Annotated in this window: 15 protein-coding genes; 8 read left to right on the top strand and 7 right to left on the bottom strand. The window is 69.5% G+C overall.

All coding sequences use genetic code 11. From position 1 onward, the window contains the following. Positions 1–2: 2 nt before the first annotated feature. Positions 3–1,481, bottom strand: coding sequence for a DUF1800 domain-containing protein (locus ACWH43_RS07290; RefSeq protein ID WP_260347707.1), 1,479 nt, complete (start codon positions 1,479–1,481; stop codon positions 3–5). Positions 1,482–1,741: 260 nt separating this feature from the next. Here ACWH43_RS07290 and ACWH43_RS07285 point away from each other — a divergent pair, with 260 nt between their 5' ends. After that, a complete protein-coding gene (locus ACWH43_RS07285) occupies positions 1,742–2,080 on the top strand; it encodes a PaaI family thioesterase (RefSeq protein WP_260347706.1) in 339 nt (112 codons plus the stop codon). Positions 2,081–2,096: 16 nt separating this feature from the next. On the opposite strand, the gene ACWH43_RS07280 is transcribed toward ACWH43_RS07285, so the two are convergent. After that, complete coding sequence (locus tag ACWH43_RS07280) at positions 2,097–3,188, bottom strand: ATP-dependent DNA helicase (RefSeq protein ID WP_158444199.1); 1,092 nt, start codon at positions 3,186–3,188, stop codon at positions 2,097–2,099. Positions 3,189–3,270: 82 nt separating this feature from the next. Next, positions 3,271–4,950 (bottom strand): methyl-accepting chemotaxis protein, encoded by a 1,680-nt coding sequence (locus ACWH43_RS07275; protein ID WP_158448072.1) that lies wholly within the window; start codon positions 4,948–4,950, stop codon positions 3,271–3,273. Between the two features lie 277 nt (positions 4,951–5,227). On the opposite strand from ACWH43_RS07275, the gene ACWH43_RS07270 reads away from it, so the two are divergent. Continuing rightward, a complete protein-coding gene (locus ACWH43_RS07270; protein ID WP_158448073.1) occupies positions 5,228–6,217 on the top strand; it encodes an alpha/beta hydrolase in 990 nt (329 codons plus the stop codon). Between the two features lie 60 nt (positions 6,218–6,277). Here the strand turns inward: ACWH43_RS07270 and ACWH43_RS07265 are convergent, their stop codons facing one another. Both ACWH43_RS07265 and ACWH43_RS07260 read right to left on the bottom strand, forming a co-directional pair. Further along, positions 6,278–6,973: an SDR family oxidoreductase gene (locus ACWH43_RS07265; protein ID WP_158448074.1), complete on the bottom strand. Its 696-nt coding sequence runs from the start codon at positions 6,971–6,973 to the stop codon at positions 6,278–6,280. 76 nt (positions 6,974–7,049) lie between these two features. After that, positions 7,050–10,643 carry a hydantoinase B/oxoprolinase family protein gene (locus ACWH43_RS07260; RefSeq protein WP_260347705.1) on the bottom strand — a complete coding sequence of 1,198 codons (3,594 nt, stop codon included), beginning with the start codon at positions 10,641–10,643 and terminating at the stop codon, positions 7,050–7,052. 216 nt (positions 10,644–10,859) lie between these two features. On the opposite strand from ACWH43_RS07260, the gene ACWH43_RS07255 reads away from it, so the two are divergent. The 5 genes from ACWH43_RS07255 to ACWH43_RS07235 all read left to right on the top strand — a co-directional run bounded on the left by ACWH43_RS07255 (position 10,860) and on the right by ACWH43_RS07235 (position 15,878). Then, on the top strand, positions 10,860–11,408 hold the full coding sequence (locus tag ACWH43_RS07255; protein WP_158444505.1) for a TRAP transporter small permease: 549 nt from the start codon (positions 10,860–10,862) through the stop codon (positions 11,406–11,408). Between the two features lie 4 nt (positions 11,409–11,412). Continuing rightward, the gene (locus ACWH43_RS07250) at positions 11,413–12,717 is read left to right on the top strand and encodes a TRAP transporter large permease (RefSeq protein ID WP_158444504.1); all 1,305 of its coding nucleotides are present in this window, start codon (positions 11,413–11,415) and stop codon (positions 12,715–12,717) included. A 100-nt stretch (positions 12,718–12,817) separates the two neighbouring features. Continuing rightward, the gene (locus ACWH43_RS07245) at positions 12,818–13,741 is read left to right on the top strand and encodes a TRAP transporter substrate-binding protein (protein ID WP_375796981.1); all 924 of its coding nucleotides are present in this window, start codon (positions 12,818–12,820) and stop codon (positions 13,739–13,741) included. Positions 13,742–13,864: 123 nt separating this feature from the next. Then, positions 13,865–14,392 carry a winged helix DNA-binding protein gene (locus ACWH43_RS07240; RefSeq protein ID WP_158444502.1) on the top strand — a complete coding sequence of 176 codons (528 nt, stop codon included), beginning with the start codon at positions 13,865–13,867 and terminating at the stop codon, positions 14,390–14,392. Positions 14,393–14,534: 142 nt separating this feature from the next. Then, positions 14,535–15,878 carry a chloride channel protein gene (locus tag ACWH43_RS07235; RefSeq protein WP_375796973.1) on the top strand — a complete coding sequence of 448 codons (1,344 nt, stop codon included), beginning with the start codon at positions 14,535–14,537 and terminating at the stop codon, positions 15,876–15,878. Between the two features lie 59 nt (positions 15,879–15,937). Here ACWH43_RS07235 and ACWH43_RS07230 read toward each other — a convergent pair whose 3' ends face one another. Both ACWH43_RS07230 and ACWH43_RS07225 read right to left on the bottom strand, forming a co-directional pair. Continuing rightward, positions 15,938–16,486, bottom strand: coding sequence for an SRPBCC family protein (locus tag ACWH43_RS07230; protein ID WP_158444500.1), 549 nt, complete (start codon positions 16,484–16,486; stop codon positions 15,938–15,940). Next, positions 16,483–16,800 (bottom strand): metalloregulator ArsR/SmtB family transcription factor, encoded by a 318-nt coding sequence (locus ACWH43_RS07225; protein WP_158444499.1) that lies wholly within the window; start codon positions 16,798–16,800, stop codon positions 16,483–16,485. Before ACWH43_RS07225 ends, ACWH43_RS07230 begins: the two co-directional genes overlap by 4 nt. Before the next feature lie 133 nt (positions 16,801–16,933). Between ACWH43_RS07225 and ACWH43_RS07220 the strand changes: the two genes are divergently transcribed. Continuing rightward, positions 16,934–17,881 (top strand): DMT family transporter, encoded by a 948-nt coding sequence (locus ACWH43_RS07220; RefSeq protein ID WP_260347703.1) that lies wholly within the window; start codon positions 16,934–16,936, stop codon positions 17,879–17,881. Positions 17,882–17,905: the final 24 nt, after the last annotated feature.

Below are 17,905 nucleotides of genomic sequence, written 5' to 3'. Positions count from 1 at the left end.
CGTCACCTCCGCTGGAATTCGGGCGACATCAGCAGGAGCGCGATCGCCTGTGGTCGGCTCTCGGCCCGCGCCACCGCCTGTCTCGTCTCGGCCGAAAGCATCGGCCCGAGGATGTCATCGGCGAGGCCGCGCGGATCCGGCACCGCATTGGCGGCCTGCCGGCCCCAGCCGGCGGCGACGTCGATGCGCGTCTTGAGCCCCTCGGCCGAGGCCCAGGCGGCGTTGGTGTCGGCATAGCCGTTCGGCCCCGGAGGCTGCCAGAAGGGTTGGCCCATCGCCGCGAGCGGCCCCAGGATCTGGCCGAAATTCGGCTTCAGCCCGGTTGCGCGGTAAGAAGCGAGCAGGAATTCCTGCGGCGAGCGCATCTTGGTCGCCGGCGCCTTCCAGGCGTCGTCGCTGTTGATCAAGGCCCGGTAGACCGAGGGCAGATCGCCTTCGCTCCGGCGGAAGGTCGCGGCCAGTAATTCAACCAGCCTAGAGGGAGGATCATCGGCCACGAAATGCCGCACGAGCTTGGTCGCGATGAACTGCGCGGTCGCGGGATGGTGGGCGAGATCGGTCAGTGCCGCCACGCCCTGCGCCAGATCCGGCTGCCCATAGGCCCGGCCGAGCAAGGGCGTCGCGCCCGGCTCATGCAAACCGGGATTGAAGACGAAGGAGCCGGGAAAGCCGAGCCGGCCGTCGCGTCCCGCCATGGTCCAGCCGGTGAGGATGCGGGCGAGATTGGTGACGTCCTCTTGGCTGTAGCCGCCGGAAACGCCGAGCGTATGCAGTTCCATGATCTCGCGCGCGAAATTCTCGTTGAGCCCGCGGCCGCGCCGGCGGCCGGCGGGCGAGTTCGGGCCGATCGACTCGCGGTTGTCGAGGAAATCGAGCATCGCCGGATGGCTCTCCGCCGCCAGCAGCAGATCCTCGAACCGGCCGAAGACATGCGGGCGGATCGCCTCGCGCTCATAGACGCCGGCCATCATCCGGCCGATATTGCTCTTGGCCACGCTGACGCAGAAATGGTTCGACCAGAAGAGGGTGAGCCGCTCGCAGAGGCCGGTCTCGGCCGCGAGAGCGAGGTCGACGCGCGCCTTCACCTCGTCGCGATAGGTCCGGAACGGCAGGGCCGGTTCCTTCGGCTGCGGCTTTGCGGGCTGCGCCATCTCGCTCCGACCCGCCGGATTCGGGCCGGCCGTGCCCTGCTCCGCCTGCGGCGGCATGCCTTGGCTCTCCGGCGACGCGGCTGGCGCGGCGGCGCTTTTCGCCTCGCGTTCTCTCTTCTGCTCATCCGCGAAGGCAAAGAGCGCCCGCCCGATCTCGGCGACGCCGGGGAACGGAACGCCCTGCGGCTGCGGCGCGCTGCCGGCCGCGACCTCGGCGAGCAGACGGTCGCGGGCCTCCCGGCGCATCGCCTCGCCCTGCCCCGGCCGGGCCCCGAGACCGAAGCGCTGGAGGGCGATGCCGCCGGCCGTCAGATTCCCGGTTTCCGCCACGGATCTCGCCTCCGCTGATAGGTCGGTGGAGAATCGGCGCCGACTATGGCGAAAAACTGGGGACTTTCATGACAAATCGGCAATGTTCGGCGCTGCGCCGCGCATCCCGTTGCGGCGGCGCGACGCCGCTGTCACCGTGCGGGCGGGAGGGGCCATGACCATGGACGAAAACGACATCGACCGCCGATCCGGGAGAGCTTCGCCCGGCAGGGCCTGATGCGGACGCTCGGCGCCAGCCTCGTTCATGTCTCGCCGGCCGGGTGGAGATCGCGCTGGCGCCCCGGCCGGAGATCGCGCAGCAGCACGGCTTCGTGCATGCGGGCGCGGTCAGCGCCATCGCCGACACCGCTGCGGGCTATGCCGCCCTCGGCATGATGCCGGCGGGGCGCGGCGTCCTGACGACGGAGTTCAAGATCAACCTGCTGGCCCCGGCCGCCGGCGAGCGCATCGTCGCGCGCGGCAAGGTGGTCAAGGCCGGCCGCACCCTGACACTCGCCCAGACCGAGGTCCTTGCCGAGAACGACGGCAAGGAGCGCCTCGTCGCCTTGCTGACGGCGACGCTGATGGCGATCGAAGGGCGCGAGGGCATCGTCGATTGATGGAAGGCTTGCCGTCCTACATCACCACCGTGATCGTCTCGGCCGCGCGCGTCAGCCCGGTATAGAGCCAGCGCGCCCGGTGCTCGCGGAAGGCGAAGCTCTCGTCGAAGAGCACCACATCGTTCCATTGCGAGCCCTGCGCCTTATGCACGGTCAGCGCGTAACCGAAGGTGAATTCGTCGGTGTGCTTGCGCAGCTCCCAGGGAATCTCCTCCTCGGTGCCGTCGAAGAAATTGGGCAGCACCGAGACCTTCACCGCCTTGCCGCCGGCGTCGTCCTCGGGCGTGACGCGCATCGTCACCAGCCCCTTCTTCGAGGTCTTGATCTCCTGCACGATCCAGGAGCCGCCATTGAGCAGCCCCTTGCTCTTGTCGTTGCGCAGGCAGACCAGCTTCTCGCCGGCGACCGGGTTGGTCTCGGCATGGCCCATGAGCTGGCGGATGCGGGCATTGTAGTTGCGCCGGGTCTTGTTCATGCCGACCAGCACCTGGTCGGCGCTCATCACGATCTCCGGATTGACCGCGTCGCGCCGGATCACCCGGCTCGGCCCGTAATCGCCGAGTTCGAGCCGCCCGCCCTCGCGCACGATCATCGACATCCGCACGATCGGGTTGTCCGCCGCCTGGCGGTGGACCTCCGTCAGCATCACATCGGGCTCCTGCTCGGTGAAGAAGCCGCCGCCCTTCACCGGCGGCAACTGCGCCGGATCGCCCAGCACCAGCACCGGCGTGCCGAAGGAGAGCAGGTCCCGCCCCAGCTCCTCGTCGACCATCGAGCATTCGTCGATGACGATCAGCTTGGCCTTGGCCGCAGCGCTGTCGCGGTTGAGCGCGAAGACCGGGCTCTCCTCGTCGACGCCGCGCGAGCGGTAGATCAGCGAGTGGATGGTCTGCGCGTCGGTGCAGCCCTTGTTGCGCAGCACCAGCGCCGCCTTGCCGGTATAGGCGGCGAAGACGACCTCGCCGTCCACCGCCTCGGCGATATGGCGCGCCAGCGTGGTCTTGCCCGTGCCGGCATAGCCGAACAGGCGGAACACCTGCGGCGTGCCGGCCTGGAGCCAGCGGGCGACGGCCGACAGGGCGGCATCCTGCTGGAGCGACCAGCTCATGGGGCGAAGGCGATCGGGACGGACATGCCGCAGATGGGGCCGAGTCGCGCCGAGAAGGCAAGCCCGCCGCGCCGGTCCCCGATCAGGCGGCGCGCAACTGCGCCACGAAGGCGCGCGCCTCGGCCCTGAGCGCGGTGATCCGCTCGTCGAGCTCGCGCGCGCTGAGCGCCCCCATATCGGCCTGGTCGACGGTCTGCATGTTGGCGGTTGCGATCTCCGCCATCGCCATCACCGCCGTGCCGGTGACGTCGGAGATCCGCGCCACCGTCTCGCTCAGGGAACCGAGCAGCTCGGCATGGGAGCCGACCATGGTGGCGATCTCCGTCCCGGTCTGCTCGACGGCGGCGATGCTGCTGCCGATGGTCGAGACCGCGCCGGCGGCATGGGACAGCGCCTCGTCGACCTGGGCGATGCGCCCGACGATGCGCGAGGCCGCCTCCGCCGTCTGGCCGGCGAGCGCCTTGACCTCGGAGGCCACCACGGCGAAGCCGCGCCCATGCACGCCGGCGCGCGCCGCCTCGATGGTGGCGTTGAGCGCCAGCAGGTTGGTCTGGCGTGCGACGGCCTCGATGATGCCGACGACATCGCGGATCTGCGCCGCCTTCTCGGTCAGCGCGACGACCAGCCGATGCGTGCCGAACGCCTCCTGGCTCGCGGCGCTCGCCATCACCGAGACGCGCCGGACCTCGTCGTTGATCTGGCCGATCACCTGCTCCATGCGCAGGGCGGCCTCGGTGGTGCGGTTGGCCTCCACCCCGGCGCCGGTGACGGAGGTCGCGGCGATCTCCGAGCTCTTCGAGACCTGCTCGACCCGTACTGCGGCATCCTGCAGCGTCGTGCGCAGCACCTCGCTCGCCTGCCCGATCTCGCCGAGCAGAACGCCAAGCCGCCCCTCGAACTCGTCGGCGATGCGCGCCAGCTCCCGGCTGCGCAGCCGCTGAAGCTGGCGGGCCTGGTCCGCCTCGGTCTCGCGCGTCACCAGCGTGGCGCGCACCTCGCTGAGCTGCCGGACGGTGCGGGCGAGCTCGCCGATCTCGTCGGAGCGGCCGCAATGCGGCACCTGGATGACCTCGCTGGAGCGCGTCGCCTCGCGGATCGCCCCCATCAGCTCGCGCAGCGGGCGCGTCAGATGGCGGCGCAGCAGGACGAGCGCGGCGAGCCCTCCACCCAGCGGCAGGAGCAGCGCCAGCGCGATGGTCCGCAGCCGCATCAGCGCGGCCTCCTCGCCGGCGCGGCTCGCCGCCGCCTCCGCCGTCTTCGCCATCGTGTCGCGCATCGCCGAGGTGGTGGCGATGATCTGGCTGACATTGCGGCGGGCCTCCTCCGCGCCGGCCTCCAGCACCGCGGCCCTGGCGGAGACGCGCCGGCCGATATCGACGACGCCGCGCTGGAAGGCGATGAAAGTGTCGATGCGGGCATTCAGGGTCGGATTGGCCTCGCGCATCGCCCGGGGCAGCGTCGCCATGAAATGCGCGCGCGCCGCGTCGACGAGCTCGATCGCGCCGTCGAGCTTTTCCAGCGCGCCGTCGATATCGGCGGCGCCCGCATCGGGGTCGAGCCGGCCGAGCAGCGCCGCATTGGCGACGCGGCTGGCCAGCAGCGAGGCGCCGCTGGCGAGCGCGATGCCGGAAAAGGCTTCCCGGTCGATGCGGCGGACATCGTCGAGGCCGCGCAGCACGCTGACGAGCCCGAGCGCCGCCGCGACGCTCAGCAGGGCAAAGAGCATCAGGATCTTCGCCGTCAGTCCCAGTCGCCGTCTCATCGTTCCCGTCCGTAGCCCGGCCCTGTTTCGCCGATGCACCCAAACGAGCGGTTAACGGGGCAGAAAAAAGAAAAGGATTCAGTTATTTAGCCAGGAAATAGGCGAAATATCCCGCTCCTGCCCGACGAGGTCCATCGCAGAGGGCCCGCGGCGCGCGGCCGGCCTCTGCCGCGCAGCCACGGCCGCCTTTGCAGGCTCCGATCTATCCCCTTGTTATCGCGCCGTTTCTCGCCGGCCGCGGATTCCCCTTTGCCGGCCGATGCGATAGCGTCCGCCCATGAAACCGCGCGCGATCCGAATCCTCCTGCTCTGCCTCGGCGTCGCCTTCGCCGTCTACGCGGCTTTCGCGCTCTCGCCCTGGCCTTCGGCGCTGCTGGTACGGGGCATCTTCGCCTATGGCGCCTCGAAGACCGGCGAGGCCCTGGCCAGGCACGTCCCGGCCGGCATCCGCGCGCAGCGCGACATCGCCTATGGCGCGGGCGCCGACGAGCGGCTCGATCTCTATCTGCCGCCGGACGGAGCCCGGCCGGGGCGGCCGACGCTGGTCTGGTTCCATGGCGGCGGCTTCGTCGGCGGCGACCGGCGGGATGTCGCGCCCTATCTCGAGATCCTCGCCGGCAAGGGCTACGCGGCCGTGGCGGTCGGCTACAGTCGCGCCCCTGCCGCGCGCTACCCGACGCCAGTGCTGCAGGCGAACGCGGCCCTCGGCTTCCTGGAGCGGGAAGCCGGCCGGCTCGGCATCGACGCCGGCGCTATCGTGCTCGCCGGCGATTCCGCGGGAGCGCATATCGCCGCCCAGCTCGCCGCCGGCCTGACCGGCGCGGATTATGCGACGCTGCTCGGCCTGCGCCCCGCCATCGAACCGGGCCGGCTCAAGGCCACCGTGCTGTTCTGCGGGGTTTTCGACCCGACGGCCTTCACCTTCACAGGGCCTTTCGGCGGCCTGGTCCGGTCGGTGCTCTTCGCCTATTTCGGCAGCGCCAACCCGCTGGAGAGCGGCCGGATCACCGAGGCCGCCGTGCCGCGCTACGTCACCGAGGCCTTTCCGCCGAGCTTCCTGTCGGTCGGCAACGACGATCCGCTGGCGCCGCAATCGGCGGCGATGGCGCAGGCGCTGCGCGACCGCGGCGTCAGGGTCGAGACGCTGTTCTTCCCGCCCGAGGCCGAGCCGAAGCTGCCGCACGAATACCAGTTCGATCTCGACCGGTCGGAGGGGCGCCAGGCGCTCGACCGGCTGACGGGGTTCCTGGACGGCATCGCGCGCTGACGCCGCAAGCGCGGCGGGCCCCGGCACGCTCGCCCCGGCCCCGGCGGGGCGTCGCCGGCCTCACCAGGCGATCGGCTCGCCCCTGTAGTCGCGAAAGCTGTTGGTCTGCGCCATGCCCGAGGCGTCGATGGTGCGGATCAGGCCGGCGGCGCTTTCGGCCGGCGCGATGTCGGCACCGCCTCCGCCCATATCGGTCTGGACCCAGCCGGGATGGAACAGCAATACGGCGACGCCCCTCGCCCTGACGGCGTTGCCGAACACCACCATCGTCATGTTCACCGCCGCCTTCGAGGAGCGGTAGATCAGCGCGCCGCTCGGATTGGCGCCGATCGAGCCCATGCGGCTGGTGATCGTCGCGATCTTGCGGCCCTGCCCGGCCTCGACATTGGGCAGGAAGGCCTGCGCCACCCTGAGCGGCGCATAGACATTGACCTCGAAGACCTCGCGCCAGGCGTCGAAATCGACATCGAGGCCGCTCTGACGATCGCGCGGGCCGTAGACGCCGGCGTTGTTGAGCAGCACGTCGATGGCGCGGCCCGCGAGCGCCGCCCTGGCAGCGGCGACGCTCTCATCCGAGGTGACGTCGAGCGCAAGCGGCGTGAGCCGGCCCGGATGCGCGGCGGCGAGCTGCGCCAGCGCCTTCGCCCGCGGGTCGCGCGCCGCGGCGACGACATGGTCGCCCCGGCGCAGGAGTTCGGTCGTGACGGCAAGCCCGATGCCGCGATTGGCGCCGGTGATCATCCAGGTCTGGGGCATGCGGATCTCCTTGAGGACGATTCCCAGCTATGCCCGCGGGGCCGCGGTTTCCAGAGCGGCCGGCGCCGCGCCTTCGTCACCTGGGCCTGCCGTAGCCGCCGGCCGTGGGCGTGATCACCGTCACCGCCTCGCCGGCCTGGAGCAGGGTCTGGTCGGAGGGCTTCAGTTCCTCGACCGCGCCCGAGAGCCGCCGCACCAGCGTCCTGCCGACCTCGCCCGGCTCGCCCCCCTTCACGCCGAAGGGGCGGACCTTGCGATGCGAGGCGAGGATCGCGCAATCCATCGTCTTCAGGAAGCGGATGGTGCGGCTGGTGCCGTCGCCAGCCGTCCATTCGCCCTTGCCGCCGGAGCCGGGGCGGATGTGGAAATCCTCCAGCACGACCGGGAAGCGCGTCTCCAGGATCTCCGGGTCGGTCAGGCGCGAATTGGTCATGTGGACATGCACGCCCGAGGTGCCGTCGAAGCCGGGCCCGGCCGGCGAGCCCGAGCAGATCGTCTCGTAATACTGGTACTGGTCGTTGCCGAAGGTGAGATTGTTCATCGTGCCCTGCGAGCAGGACATCGCCTGAAGCGCGCCGAACAGCGTGTTCGTCACCGCCTGCGAGACCTCGACATTGCCCGCCACCACCGCCGCCGGGTAGCGCGGGCTGAGCATCGTCCCCTCCGGCACGACGATCCGGATCGGCCTGAGGCAGCCGGCATTCATCGGGATCGCGTCGTCGACCATGACGCGGAAGACATAGAGCACGGCGGCGCGCGTCACCGGCGCCGGCGCGTTGAAATTGTCGGGCCGCTGCTCCGAGGTGCCGGTGAAATCGACCGTCGCCTCGCGCTTCTCGCGGTCGATGGTGATCTTCACCTTGATCGCGCAGCCCTGGTCCATCGGATAGGTGAACTCGGCATCGTGCAGCCGGGTCAGCAACCGCGCCACGCTCTCGGCGGCGTTGTCCTGGACATGGCCCATATAGGCCTGCACCACGTCGAGCCCGAAGGAGCCGATCATCTTCCTCAGCTCCGCCACGCCCTTTTCGTTGGCGGCGATCTGCGCCTTGAGGTCGTTGACGTTCTGCACGACGTTGCGCACCGGATAGCGCGCGCCGGTGAGGAGCCTGACCAGCTCCTCCTCGCAGAAGCGGCCCTGGTCGACGATCTTGAAATTGTCGATATAGACGCCCTCTTCCTCGATATTGGTCGCCAGCGGCGACATCGAGCCCGGCGCCGTGCCGCCGACATCGGCATGGTGGCCACGGCTCGCCACCCAGAACAGGATGTCCCTGTCCTCGGCATCGAAGACCGGGGTGCAGACCGTGATGTCGGGCAGATGCGTGCCGCCATTATAGGGGGCATTCAGGCAATAGACGTCGCCGGGCCGGATCACCGGATTGTTGGCGATCACCGTCTCGACCGAGCGGTCCATCGAGCCGAGATGCACCGGCATGTGCGGCGCATTGGCGACGAGCGCGCCGGTCTGGTCGAAGACCGCGCAGGAGAAGTCGAGCCGCTCCTTGATGTTCACCGAATAGGCGGTGTTCTGCAGCGTCACGCCCATCTGCTCGGCGATCGACATGAACAGGTTGTTGAAGATCTCGAGCATCACCGGGTCTGCCCTGGTGCCGATCGCGGCCTGCTGCACCAGCGCCTCGGTGCGGGTCAGCACGAGATGATCCTTGGCGGTGAGCCTGGCGCTCCAGCCCTGCTCGACCACCACGGTCTGGTTCGGCTCGATGATGATGGCGGGGCCAGCGACGCTCTGGCCGGGCTTCATCGCCTCGCGCTTCACCACCGCCGCGTCGTGCCACTGCCCCTTGGAGAAGAAGCGCGTGCGCTCCGCCGCCTCCGGCGTTCCCGGCGCCTCGCCGGCCGCCGCCTCCTCGAACCTCGCCCCGCCGCCGACCGCCTCGACCTCGACCGCCTCGACGACCAGCGCCTTGGTCTCGTCCATGAAGCCGAAGCGGGCCTTGTGCGCCGCCTGGAAGGCCTCCTGCATCGCGGCGCGGGTTCCGGCCGGCACGGCGATGGCGGTGTCGGTGCCGGCATAGCGGATATGGGCGCGGATATGGATGGCGATGTCGCCCTCCGCCACGCCCTGCCCCCCGACCTCCGCGCGCGTCTCGGCGGCGAGCCCGCCGGCCAGCGTCTCGATCGCCTGCTTCGCCCCGGCATCGAGCGGCACGTCGAGCGCCGCCGTCCGGGTCGAGCGGATTTCGGCGAGACCCATGCCGTAGGCCGAAAGCAGGCCGGAGAAAGGATGCAGCAGCACCGTCCTGATGCCGAGCGCATCGGCCACGAGGCAGGCATGCTGTCCTCCGGCGCCGCCGAAGGAGTTCAGCGCATAGCGGGTGATGTCATAGCCGCGCTGCACCGAGATCTTCTTGATCGCCTCGGCCATGTTGGCGACGGCGATCTGGATGAAGCCGTCGGCGACGTCCTCGGCCGAGCGGCCGTCCCCGACCTCCGCCGCGAGCACCGCGAATTTGTTGCGGACGATGTCGACGTCGAGCGGCTCATCCTGCTTCGGCCCGAAGATGGCGGGGAAATGCGACGGGATCAGCTTGCCGACCATGACATTGGCGTCGGTCACGGCGAGCGGCCCGCCGCGGCGATAGGCGGCGGGCCCCGGATTGGCGCCGGCCGAATCCGGGCCGACGCGGAAGCGCGCGCCGTCGAAATGCAGGATCGAGCCGCCGCCGGCCGCGACCGTATGGATCAGCATCATCGGCGCGCGCATGCGCACGCCGGCAACCTCCGTCTCGAAGGCGCGCTCATAGGCGCCGTCGAAATGGGCGACGTCGGTCGAGGTGCCGCCCATGTCGAAGCCGATGACCTTGTCGAAGCCGGCCGAGCGGCCGGTCTCGGCGAGGCCGACCACGCCGCCGGCCGGGCCGGAGAGGATGGCGTCCTTGCCCTGGAAGAGATCGGCGGCGGTGAGCCCGCCGGAGGACATCATGAACATCAAACGCGCCCCGGTGCGGGCAACGTCGAGCTCCTCCGAGACCTGGCTCACATAACGGCTCAGGATCGGCGAGAGATAGGCGTCGACCACGGCGGTGTCGCCGCGCCCGACCAGCTTGATCAGCGGCGAAACCTCGTGGCTGACCGAGACCTGGGGGAAGCCGATGGCGCGGGCGATGCGGGCGGCCGCCTGCTCATGCGCCGTATAGCGATAGCCGTGCATGAAGACGATGGCGACGGCGCGGAAACCGGCATCGTACTGCACCTGCAGCGCGGCGCGCAGCGCCGCCTCGTCGAGCCCGCTCTCGACCGTGCCGTCGGCGAGCACGCGCTCCTCGACCTCGAGCACGTCCTCATAGAGCTGTTCGGGCTTGACGATCCGCTTGGCGAAGATGTCGGGCCGGGCCTGGTAGCCGATGCGCAGCGCGTCGCGGAATCCTTTTGTGGTGACCAGCAGCGTCCGGTCGCCCTTGCGCTCGAGCAGGGCGTTGGTGGCGACGGTGGTGCCCATGCGCACCTCCCCGACCGTCCCAGCCGGGATCGGCTCGCCGGCCTTCAGGCCGAGAAGGTCGCGGATGCCCTGCACGGCGGCGTCGCGATACGCTGCGGCATTCTCCGAAAGCAGCTTCCTGGCATGGAGATTGCCTGACGGATCACGGCCGATCACGTCGGTGAAGGTGCCGCCACGATCGATCCAGAAATCCCAGCGCGCCGCCATCGGAACCTCTCCCCAATTTTTTCTGGCGGCACCGATGCCGACATTTCATCGATAAATCGTCGATGTTGTGTTGACAAGGAGATTTCGCCGGCTACGATCGCAATTATGCTGGAAGAAGGCTGAGGGGCCTCACCGGCGGAAGGCGGAGGATGCGACGATGCGAAGGGTCCTGACAACCAGGGGCGCGTGCCCCGGCGTACAGGGAGCAGCGCCGCGATGATCCGCCGGACGCTCGACCTGCTTTACCTTGCCGCCGGGTACCTCGCTGGATTGTTTCTGATCGTCATCTTCGGGCTGATGATGCTGCTGTCCATCGGGCGCCAGATCAACCTCAATGTGCCCTCGGGCGACGACTTCACGGCCTGGTCCCTGGTGGCGATGGCCTTTCTCGGCCTCGCCCACACCTTCAAGAGGGGCGAGATGATCCGCGTCGGGCTGCTGCTCGAGCGCCTGCACGGACGCAGGCGGCGGGGCGCTGAGCTGACCGCCCTGACGGTCGCCGCCGCCTTCATCGCCTATTTCACCTGGCAGGCTGGCCGGCTCGCCTATGATTCCTGGCGCTTCTTCGACATGTCGACCGGCGTGATCTCCGTGCCCTTGTGGATTCCGCAGAGCGGCATGGTCGTCGGGCTCGCGATCCTGCTCGTCGCCATCGCGGAGGAATGGCTCATCGTGGCGCGCGGCGGCCGGCCGAGCTACGAGCCCGAGCCGGCGCAGACGACCGAGGAGCTGATCGAGCGCGTCGCGCAGGGCGGCGGGGTCTGAGCCGATGAGCCTGCCCATTCTCTCGGTCACCCTGCTCGGCTTCCTGGTCGTCATCCTCGCCAGCGGCGTCTGGATCGCGGTCGGCCTCGGCCTCGTCGGCCTGCTCGCGATGATCCTCGTTACCGACGTGCCGATCGGGCAGGTGCTGGCGACGACGATCTGGAGCGCCTCCGCCTCCTGGACGCTGGCCGCGCTGCCCCTCTTCATCTGGATGGGCGAGATCCTGTTCCGCACCCGCCTCTCCGCCCAGATGTTCCAGGGCCTCTCGCCCTGGCTGCAATGGCTGCCGGGGCGGCTGATCCACACCAACATCATCGGCTGCGGCATCTTCGCCGCTGTGTCGGGATCCTCGGCCGCCACCGTCGCCACCATCGGCAAGATCTCGCTGCCGGAATTGAAGAAGCGCGGCTATGACGAGCGCCTCAGCCTCGGGACCCTCGCCGGGTCCGGCACGCTCGGGCTGCTGATCCCGCCCTCGATCCCGATGGTGGTCTACGCCGTCACCGCCAACGTCTCCGTGCTGCAGGTCTTCCTCGGCGGCTTCCTGCCCGGCCTCGTCGTGATGTCGCTCTATATGGGCTACGTCATCGTCTGGTCGCTGCTGAACCCGGGCAAGTCGCCGCCGCGCGACCCGGCCCTGCCCTTCCGCGAGAAACTGCGCCAGTCGGCCAAGCTGATGCCGGTGCTGGTGCTGATCGCGGCTGTCTTCTTCTCGCTGATCCTCGGCTTCGCGACCGCGACCGAATGCGCCGCCTGGGGCGTGACCGGCGCGCTCTTCCTGGCCTGGTGGAGCGGCACGCTGAACTGGCAGACCTTCTTCGAAAGCGTGATGAGCGCGACGCGGCTGACCTGCATGATCATGCTGATCCTGGCCGGCGCCGCCTTCTGCACCGCGGCGATGGCCTATACCGGCATCCCGGCGGCGCTGGCGGAATGGGTCAAGGGCCAGAACCTCTCGCCGCACATGCTCGTGCTGGCGCTGACCTGCATGTACATCATCCTCGGCTGCCTCATCGACGGCATCTCGATGATCGTGCTGACCGCCGTGATCGTCCTGCCGATGGTCAAGGAGGCCGGCTTCGACCTCGTCTGGTTCGGCGTCTACCTCGTCATCCATGTCGAGATGGCGCAGATCACCCCGCCGGTCGGCTTCAACCTGTTCGTGCTGCAGAACATGAGCGGCAAGGACACCTGGACCGTCGCGAAAGCGGCCTTCCCCTTCTTCCTTCTGCTCAACGTCGCCGTCATCATCATCACGACCTTTCCGGAAATCGTGCTCTATCTGCCGAAGCTCGCTTTCCCGGACTGACGACCAACGCAATCAACGGAGAGGGGACGACATCATGATCAATCGCAGAACTCTGACGGCGGCGGCTTTCGCCTGCGGCGCCAGCCTGCTCGCCTTCGCCATGCCGGCCGCCGCGCAGACCAAGTGGAACCTGCCGAACGCCTACCCGTCCGACAACCCGCACACGGAAAACCTCGTCCTCTTCGCCAAGGACGTCGAGGCGGCGACCGGCGGCAAGCTCCAGATCACCGTCCACGCCAACGCCGTCCTGTTCAAGGCGCCGGAGATCAAGCGCGCCGTCGCGAGCGGGCAGGCGCAGATGGGCGAGATCCTGATGTCGCTCCACGAGAACGAGGACCCGGTCTACGGCATCGACGTCGTGCCCTTCCTGGCGACCAGCTTCGCCGATGCGAAGAAGCTCTACGACGCCTCGAAGCCGGCGATCGAGAAGAAGCTCGACGCGCAGGGCATCAAGCTGCTCTTCATGGTGCCCTGGGCGCCGCAGGGCGTCTACGCCAAGAAGGACATCAACACGGTCGAGGACATGAAGGGGCTGAAATGGCGCGCCTACAATGTCGGCACGGCGCGCCTTGGCGAACTGCTCGGCATGCAGTCGGTGACGATCCAGGCGGCCGAATTGCCGCAGGCGCTGGCGACCGGCGTCGTCAACTCCTTCATGTCGTCGGGCGGCACCGGCTACGATTCCAAGGTCTGGGAGACGCTCGACCATTTCTACGACGTGCAGGCCTGGATCCCGAAGGACGCCACCTTCGTCAACAAGGCCGCCTTCAACGCGCTCGACAAGGCGACGCAGGACGCGATCCTGAAGGCCGCCGCCGCCGCCGAGGAGCGCGGCTGGAAGATGTGGCAGGAGAAGTCCGGCTGGTATCTCGACCAGCTCAAGGCCAAGGGCATGAAGGTCCAGGCGCCCTCGCCGGAGCTCGCCGCCGGCTTCAAGAAGGCCGGCGAGACGCTGACCGCCGACTGGCTGAAGAAGGCCGGCGCCGACGGCCAGGCGATCATCGACGCCTATAAGAAGATGTGAGACGCAAGCCTCCAGCAACGGCCCTCGCCGCTCGTCATGGTCGGCCTTGAGCCGGCCATCCCCCGACCAGAGATTCCCGGGTCGGCGCCAGGCGCCGGCCCTGGAATGACGCGAGCCTCAGCCATGTCCCAGTCTCCGCTGCCCGACACGCTCGGACCGATCGTCTCCTCCGGCCATCTCGCCTCCGGGGCGCTGCCGGCCCTGTCGGAGTTCGAGTTCGCGCTGAGCATGACGGTGCACGCTTTCCAGCGCTGGATCGTGCGCGGCATGGCGGCGGCCGGCATACCCGATCTCTCGCCGCTCGACGTATTGGTGCTGCACAACGTCAATCATCGCGGCAAGGCCAAGCGGCTCGCCGATATCTGCCTCGTCCTCAACATCGAGGACACGCATCTGGTGAATTATTCGCTCAAGAAGCTCGAACGGCTGAAGCTGCTCAAGGGCAGCCGCAAGGGCAAGGAGAAGACGGTCGAGGTCACGCCGGCCGGAGAGGAAGCCTGCCGGCGCTACGCGCAGATCCGCGAGCAGCTTCTGGTCAAATCCGTCCGCGCCGCCGGCGCAGACCCGGCCCGCCTGTCGGAGATCGCCGCCGTCATGCGCTCGCTCTCCGGCCAGTACGACCAGGCCGCGCGCGCCGCGGCCAGCCTGTAGGCCGATCCCCGGCCCGGCACGGAGCCGGACTCCGCGAAATCGACGCGCCGCGGCCGCAGCCGGGCATCCCGGCGGTGGATTCGGTTTTTCGGCGGATGCTATAGCCGGTTGCGTCGCGATCGGCTCCCGGAGAATGGACGAGATGGCCCGCCCAGGCAGAATGCGCTTGCTCCGGCGTTCCCGCGCCCTGGTCGTCACGCCGCGCTACTGGCGGCAGCGGCTGGTCTTCTGGCTCGGTGCGCTGGCGATCGGCATCGTCAGCGCGGGCTTCGCCCGGCTCGCCGACGGGGCGCAGCATCTGTTCTCCCTGGTGGCGACACGGCAGGACGGGCTGCGCTTCCTGCCGCTGCTGGTGACGCCGCTTGGCTTTTGCCTGTGCGCCTTCGTCGCGGCGCGCTTCGTCCAGGGCTCGCAGGGCAGCGGCATTCCGCAGGCGATCGCTGCGCGCCATCTGCGCGACGACGCCGAGCGCTCCGGCTTCCTGTCGCTGCGGATCGCCGCCGGCAAGATCGTCATGACCGTGCTCGGCCTGCTCTGCGGCGCCTCGATCGGCCGCGAGGGCCCCACGGTGCAGGTCGGCGCCTCGATCATGCTGCAGGCGGCCCGCTGGGGCGGCATGGCCCAGGCGCGGGGACTGATCCTGGCCGGTTCCGCCGCAGGCATCGCCGCCGCCTTCAACACGCCGCTCGCCGGCATCGTCTTCGCCATCGAGGAGATGAGCCGGACCTACCAGGCCCGCACCAACGGCATCGTGCTCTCGGCGGTCATCATCGCCGGCCTCGCCTCGCTCGCCATCGTCGGGAACTACACCTATTTCGGCGTCACCCACGCCACCGCCGAGCTGAAGCGGGACGGCCTGCTCGTTCTCTGCTGCGGCGTCATCGGCGGCGGCTTCGGCGCCTGCTTCAGCAGCCTCATGGTCGGGCTGACCCGGCGCATCCGCCGCTGGCGGGGAAGGACGCCGCTGGCGCGCACGCTGATCGTCGCGGTGCTCGCCGGCGGCCTCGTCGCCGTGGTCGGCGTCCTCACCGGCGGCATGACCTTCGGCACCGGCTACGCGCAGGCGCGCGGCGCCATCGAGGGCGCGCCGCTGCCGGCCTCCTTCTTCCTGGCGAAGTTCCTGGCGAGCCTCGCCTCCTCCGTCTCCGGCATTCCCGGCGGCCTGTTCGCGCCTTCCCTCTCGGTCGGCGCCGGTCTCGGCAGCACGCTCGGGCACCTGCTCGGCTCGCCGATCGGGCTTGCCGCCCTGCTGGGCATGGCCGGCTACTTCTCCGGCGTCGTCCAGGCGCCGATGACGGCCTTCGTCATCATCCTCGAAATGACCGGGAACCACGACAACGTCATCGCGCTGATGGCCGCTTCGGTGCTGGGCTACGGCACGGCGCGGCTGATCACGCGCGAGCCGCTCTACCACGCGCTCTCGCGCCTCTTCATCGCCGATGTCCTGCGCCAGCGGCGTGCCCAGGCCGCGCCCTCGCCGGCATAGCCCCATCCGAGCGAAAAGGCCCGGCGCAGGCCGGACCTTCCGCGACGGTACCGCGCCGCTCAGACCGGCGCATCCTTCAGGCGCTCGGCATATTCCGCCTCGAGCCGCTGATGCACCGACCAGAAGCCGCGCGGCGGCGCCCCGGCGAGCAGGTCCTCCAGCAGGCCGAGATGCAGGTGCCAGCCGCTGGAGACCAGCGCCATCCGGCTCCGCGTCGCCAGCCGCCGATGCGTCAGCACCAGCCGGACCTTGTCGCCGACCTGCGACAGCACGAACTCGACGTCCGAATCCGGCTCTCCCATCCCGATCCAGTTGAAGGCGAAGCGGTGCGGCGGCTCCCAGGCCGTCACCGTGCCCGCCATCAGCTTGCCCCGGTCGTTCATCTCGCGGGCGCTTTCCGGCGGCGGCTCGTCGGTGATCTGCGAATGCTTGAAGAACAGCGCGACGCTGCCGCCGACCCGCGGCTCGACCTCGCCCCCGCAGAACCATTTCGACCGCTTGTCGCCTTCGGTGACATGGGCCCAGACCCGCTCGATCGGGCCCGGCAGCAGCCGCTCGAAGCGCACCGCCCCGCTTTCCAGAACAACGCCATACGCGCTCATCGTCATTCTCCCTCTTCCGCTTCGGGCTTGCCCAGCTCCGTCTCCAGCAGGTCGAGACGCGCGTTCCAGAAGCCGCGCACCTTGCGCACCCAGCTCTCGAAGGCGTCGAGGCCGGCTGTGTCGAGGCTGTAGATCCGCCTCTGGCCCGCGACCTCGACCCGCACCAGCCCCGCCTCCTTCAGCACCTTGAGATGCTGCGAGACGGCGGGGGCGCTGATCCTGAACCGCGCCGCGATCTCGCCGGCGGCCAGCGGTCCCTCCCCCAGCATCTCCACGATCTGGCGGCGCGTCGGTTCGGCGAGGGCGGCAAACTGATCCATGGCCAATAATTAACGTTTCACTTAATTAAGTCAATCGTTAAATTATTGACCGCATGACGCCCCCTCCCGCGCGGGACTTGCCAGCCGCGGCGGGCCGGGCCAGTGGAGGGTTCCCGAGGAACCGCCAGCCGTCATGACCGCCCGCAACGCCTCCCTGCTCGGCATCGCCACGATGCTGTTCGGCATCCTGCTGTTCTCGCTCAACGACGTGATGGGCAAATGGCTGGTCTCGACCTACACGCCGGGCCAGCTCATGCTGGTGCGCAGCGCCGCGGCGCTTCTCGTGCTTGCGCCCTTCATCCTGAAGCAGGGCCTGCGCCGGACGCTGCGGCCGGAGCGCCCGGGGCTGCAATGGCTGCGCGTCGCGATCGGCGCGAGCGAATCGACGCTCTTCTATGTCTGCGTCGTCTATCTGCCGCTGGCCGACACCATGACCCTATGGATGGCCGCTCCCGTCTGGGCGGTGCTGCTCGCGGCGCTGCTGCTCGGCGAGAAAGTCGAGCCCGCCCGCTGGGCGGCGGCGGGCCTCGGCTTCCTCGGCGTGGCGCTGGCGCTCGCCCCCTCGGGCGCGAGCTTCTCGCCCCCGGCGCTGCTGGCGCTCGCCGGCAGCCTCCTCTTCGCCGGGCTGCTGATCGCCGGGCGCAAGCTGCGCGGCACGCCCGACGTCACGCTGGTCGCCTGGCAGACCTTCGGCTCGCTCCTGCTCGGCCTCGCGCTCCTGCCCTTCGGCTGGGTGACGCCCACCTTGCGCGACTTCGGCCTGCTCGCCCTGCTCGGCATCGTCGCCCTGCTCGGCCATCTCTGCGTCACGCGCTCGCTCAAGCTCGCCGAGGCCTCGGTGGTGGCGCCCTATCAGTACACCTTCATCATCTGGGCGCTGCTCTTCGGCTGGCTGTTCTTCGGCGACTGGCCCACGCTGACGATGCTCTGCGGCGCCGCCCTGATCGTCGTCGCCGGGCTGGCGCTGATCCTGCTGGAGCGGCGCTCGGCGCGCCTGGAAGGAGGCCGCCTTCCGGCGACGCCCCCGGCCGCGCCGCGCCAGGGCCCGGCATCGGCCCGGCCGGCCGTCGAAAAGGTCTGATCCCGCTGCGGCGCCGGGCCGCCT

It is taken from the genome of Allobosea minatitlanensis (genome assembly GCF_964020775.1).
The sequence above is the reverse complement of the archived record's forward strand: the minus strand, read 5'-3'. Positions and strand labels throughout refer to the sequence as shown.

What these genes read in the sequence shown, in the direction of transcription:
- ACWH43_RS07280 (WP_158444199.1), bottom strand. Translation starts at nt 3,188, where the DNA reads ATGAGCTGGTCGCTCCAGCAGGATGCCGCCCTGTCGGCCGTCGCCCGC.
- ACWH43_RS07275 (WP_158448072.1), bottom strand. Translation starts at nt 4,950, where the DNA reads ATGAGACGGCGACTGGGACTGACGGCGAAGATCCTGATGCTCTTTGCC.
- ACWH43_RS07270 (WP_158448073.1), top strand. Translation starts at nt 5,228, where the DNA reads ATGAAACCGCGCGCGATCCGAATCCTCCTGCTCTGCCTCGGCGTCGCC.
- ACWH43_RS07265 (WP_158448074.1), bottom strand. Translation starts at nt 6,973, where the DNA reads ATGCCCCAGACCTGGATGATCACCGGCGCCAATCGCGGCATCGGGCTT.
- ACWH43_RS07260 (WP_260347705.1), bottom strand. Translation starts at nt 10,643, where the DNA reads ATGGCGGCGCGCTGGGATTTCTGGATCGATCGTGGCGGCACCTTCACC.
- ACWH43_RS07255 (WP_158444505.1), top strand. Translation starts at nt 10,860, where the DNA reads ATGATCCGCCGGACGCTCGACCTGCTTTACCTTGCCGCCGGGTACCTC.
- ACWH43_RS07250 (WP_158444504.1), top strand. Translation starts at nt 11,413, where the DNA reads ATGAGCCTGCCCATTCTCTCGGTCACCCTGCTCGGCTTCCTGGTCGTC.
- ACWH43_RS07245 (WP_375796981.1), top strand. Translation starts at nt 12,818, where the DNA reads ATGCCGGCCGCCGCGCAGACCAAGTGGAACCTGCCGAACGCCTACCCG.
- ACWH43_RS07240 (WP_158444502.1), top strand. Translation starts at nt 13,865, where the DNA reads ATGTCCCAGTCTCCGCTGCCCGACACGCTCGGACCGATCGTCTCCTCC.
- ACWH43_RS07235 (WP_375796973.1), top strand. Translation starts at nt 14,535, where the DNA reads ATGGCCCGCCCAGGCAGAATGCGCTTGCTCCGGCGTTCCCGCGCCCTG.
- ACWH43_RS07230 (WP_158444500.1), bottom strand. Translation starts at nt 16,486, where the DNA reads ATGACGATGAGCGCGTATGGCGTTGTTCTGGAAAGCGGGGCGGTGCGC.
- ACWH43_RS07225 (WP_158444499.1), bottom strand. Translation starts at nt 16,800, where the DNA reads ATGGATCAGTTTGCCGCCCTCGCCGAACCGACGCGCCGCCAGATCGTG.
- ACWH43_RS07220 (WP_260347703.1), top strand. Translation starts at nt 16,934, where the DNA reads ATGACCGCCCGCAACGCCTCCCTGCTCGGCATCGCCACGATGCTGTTC.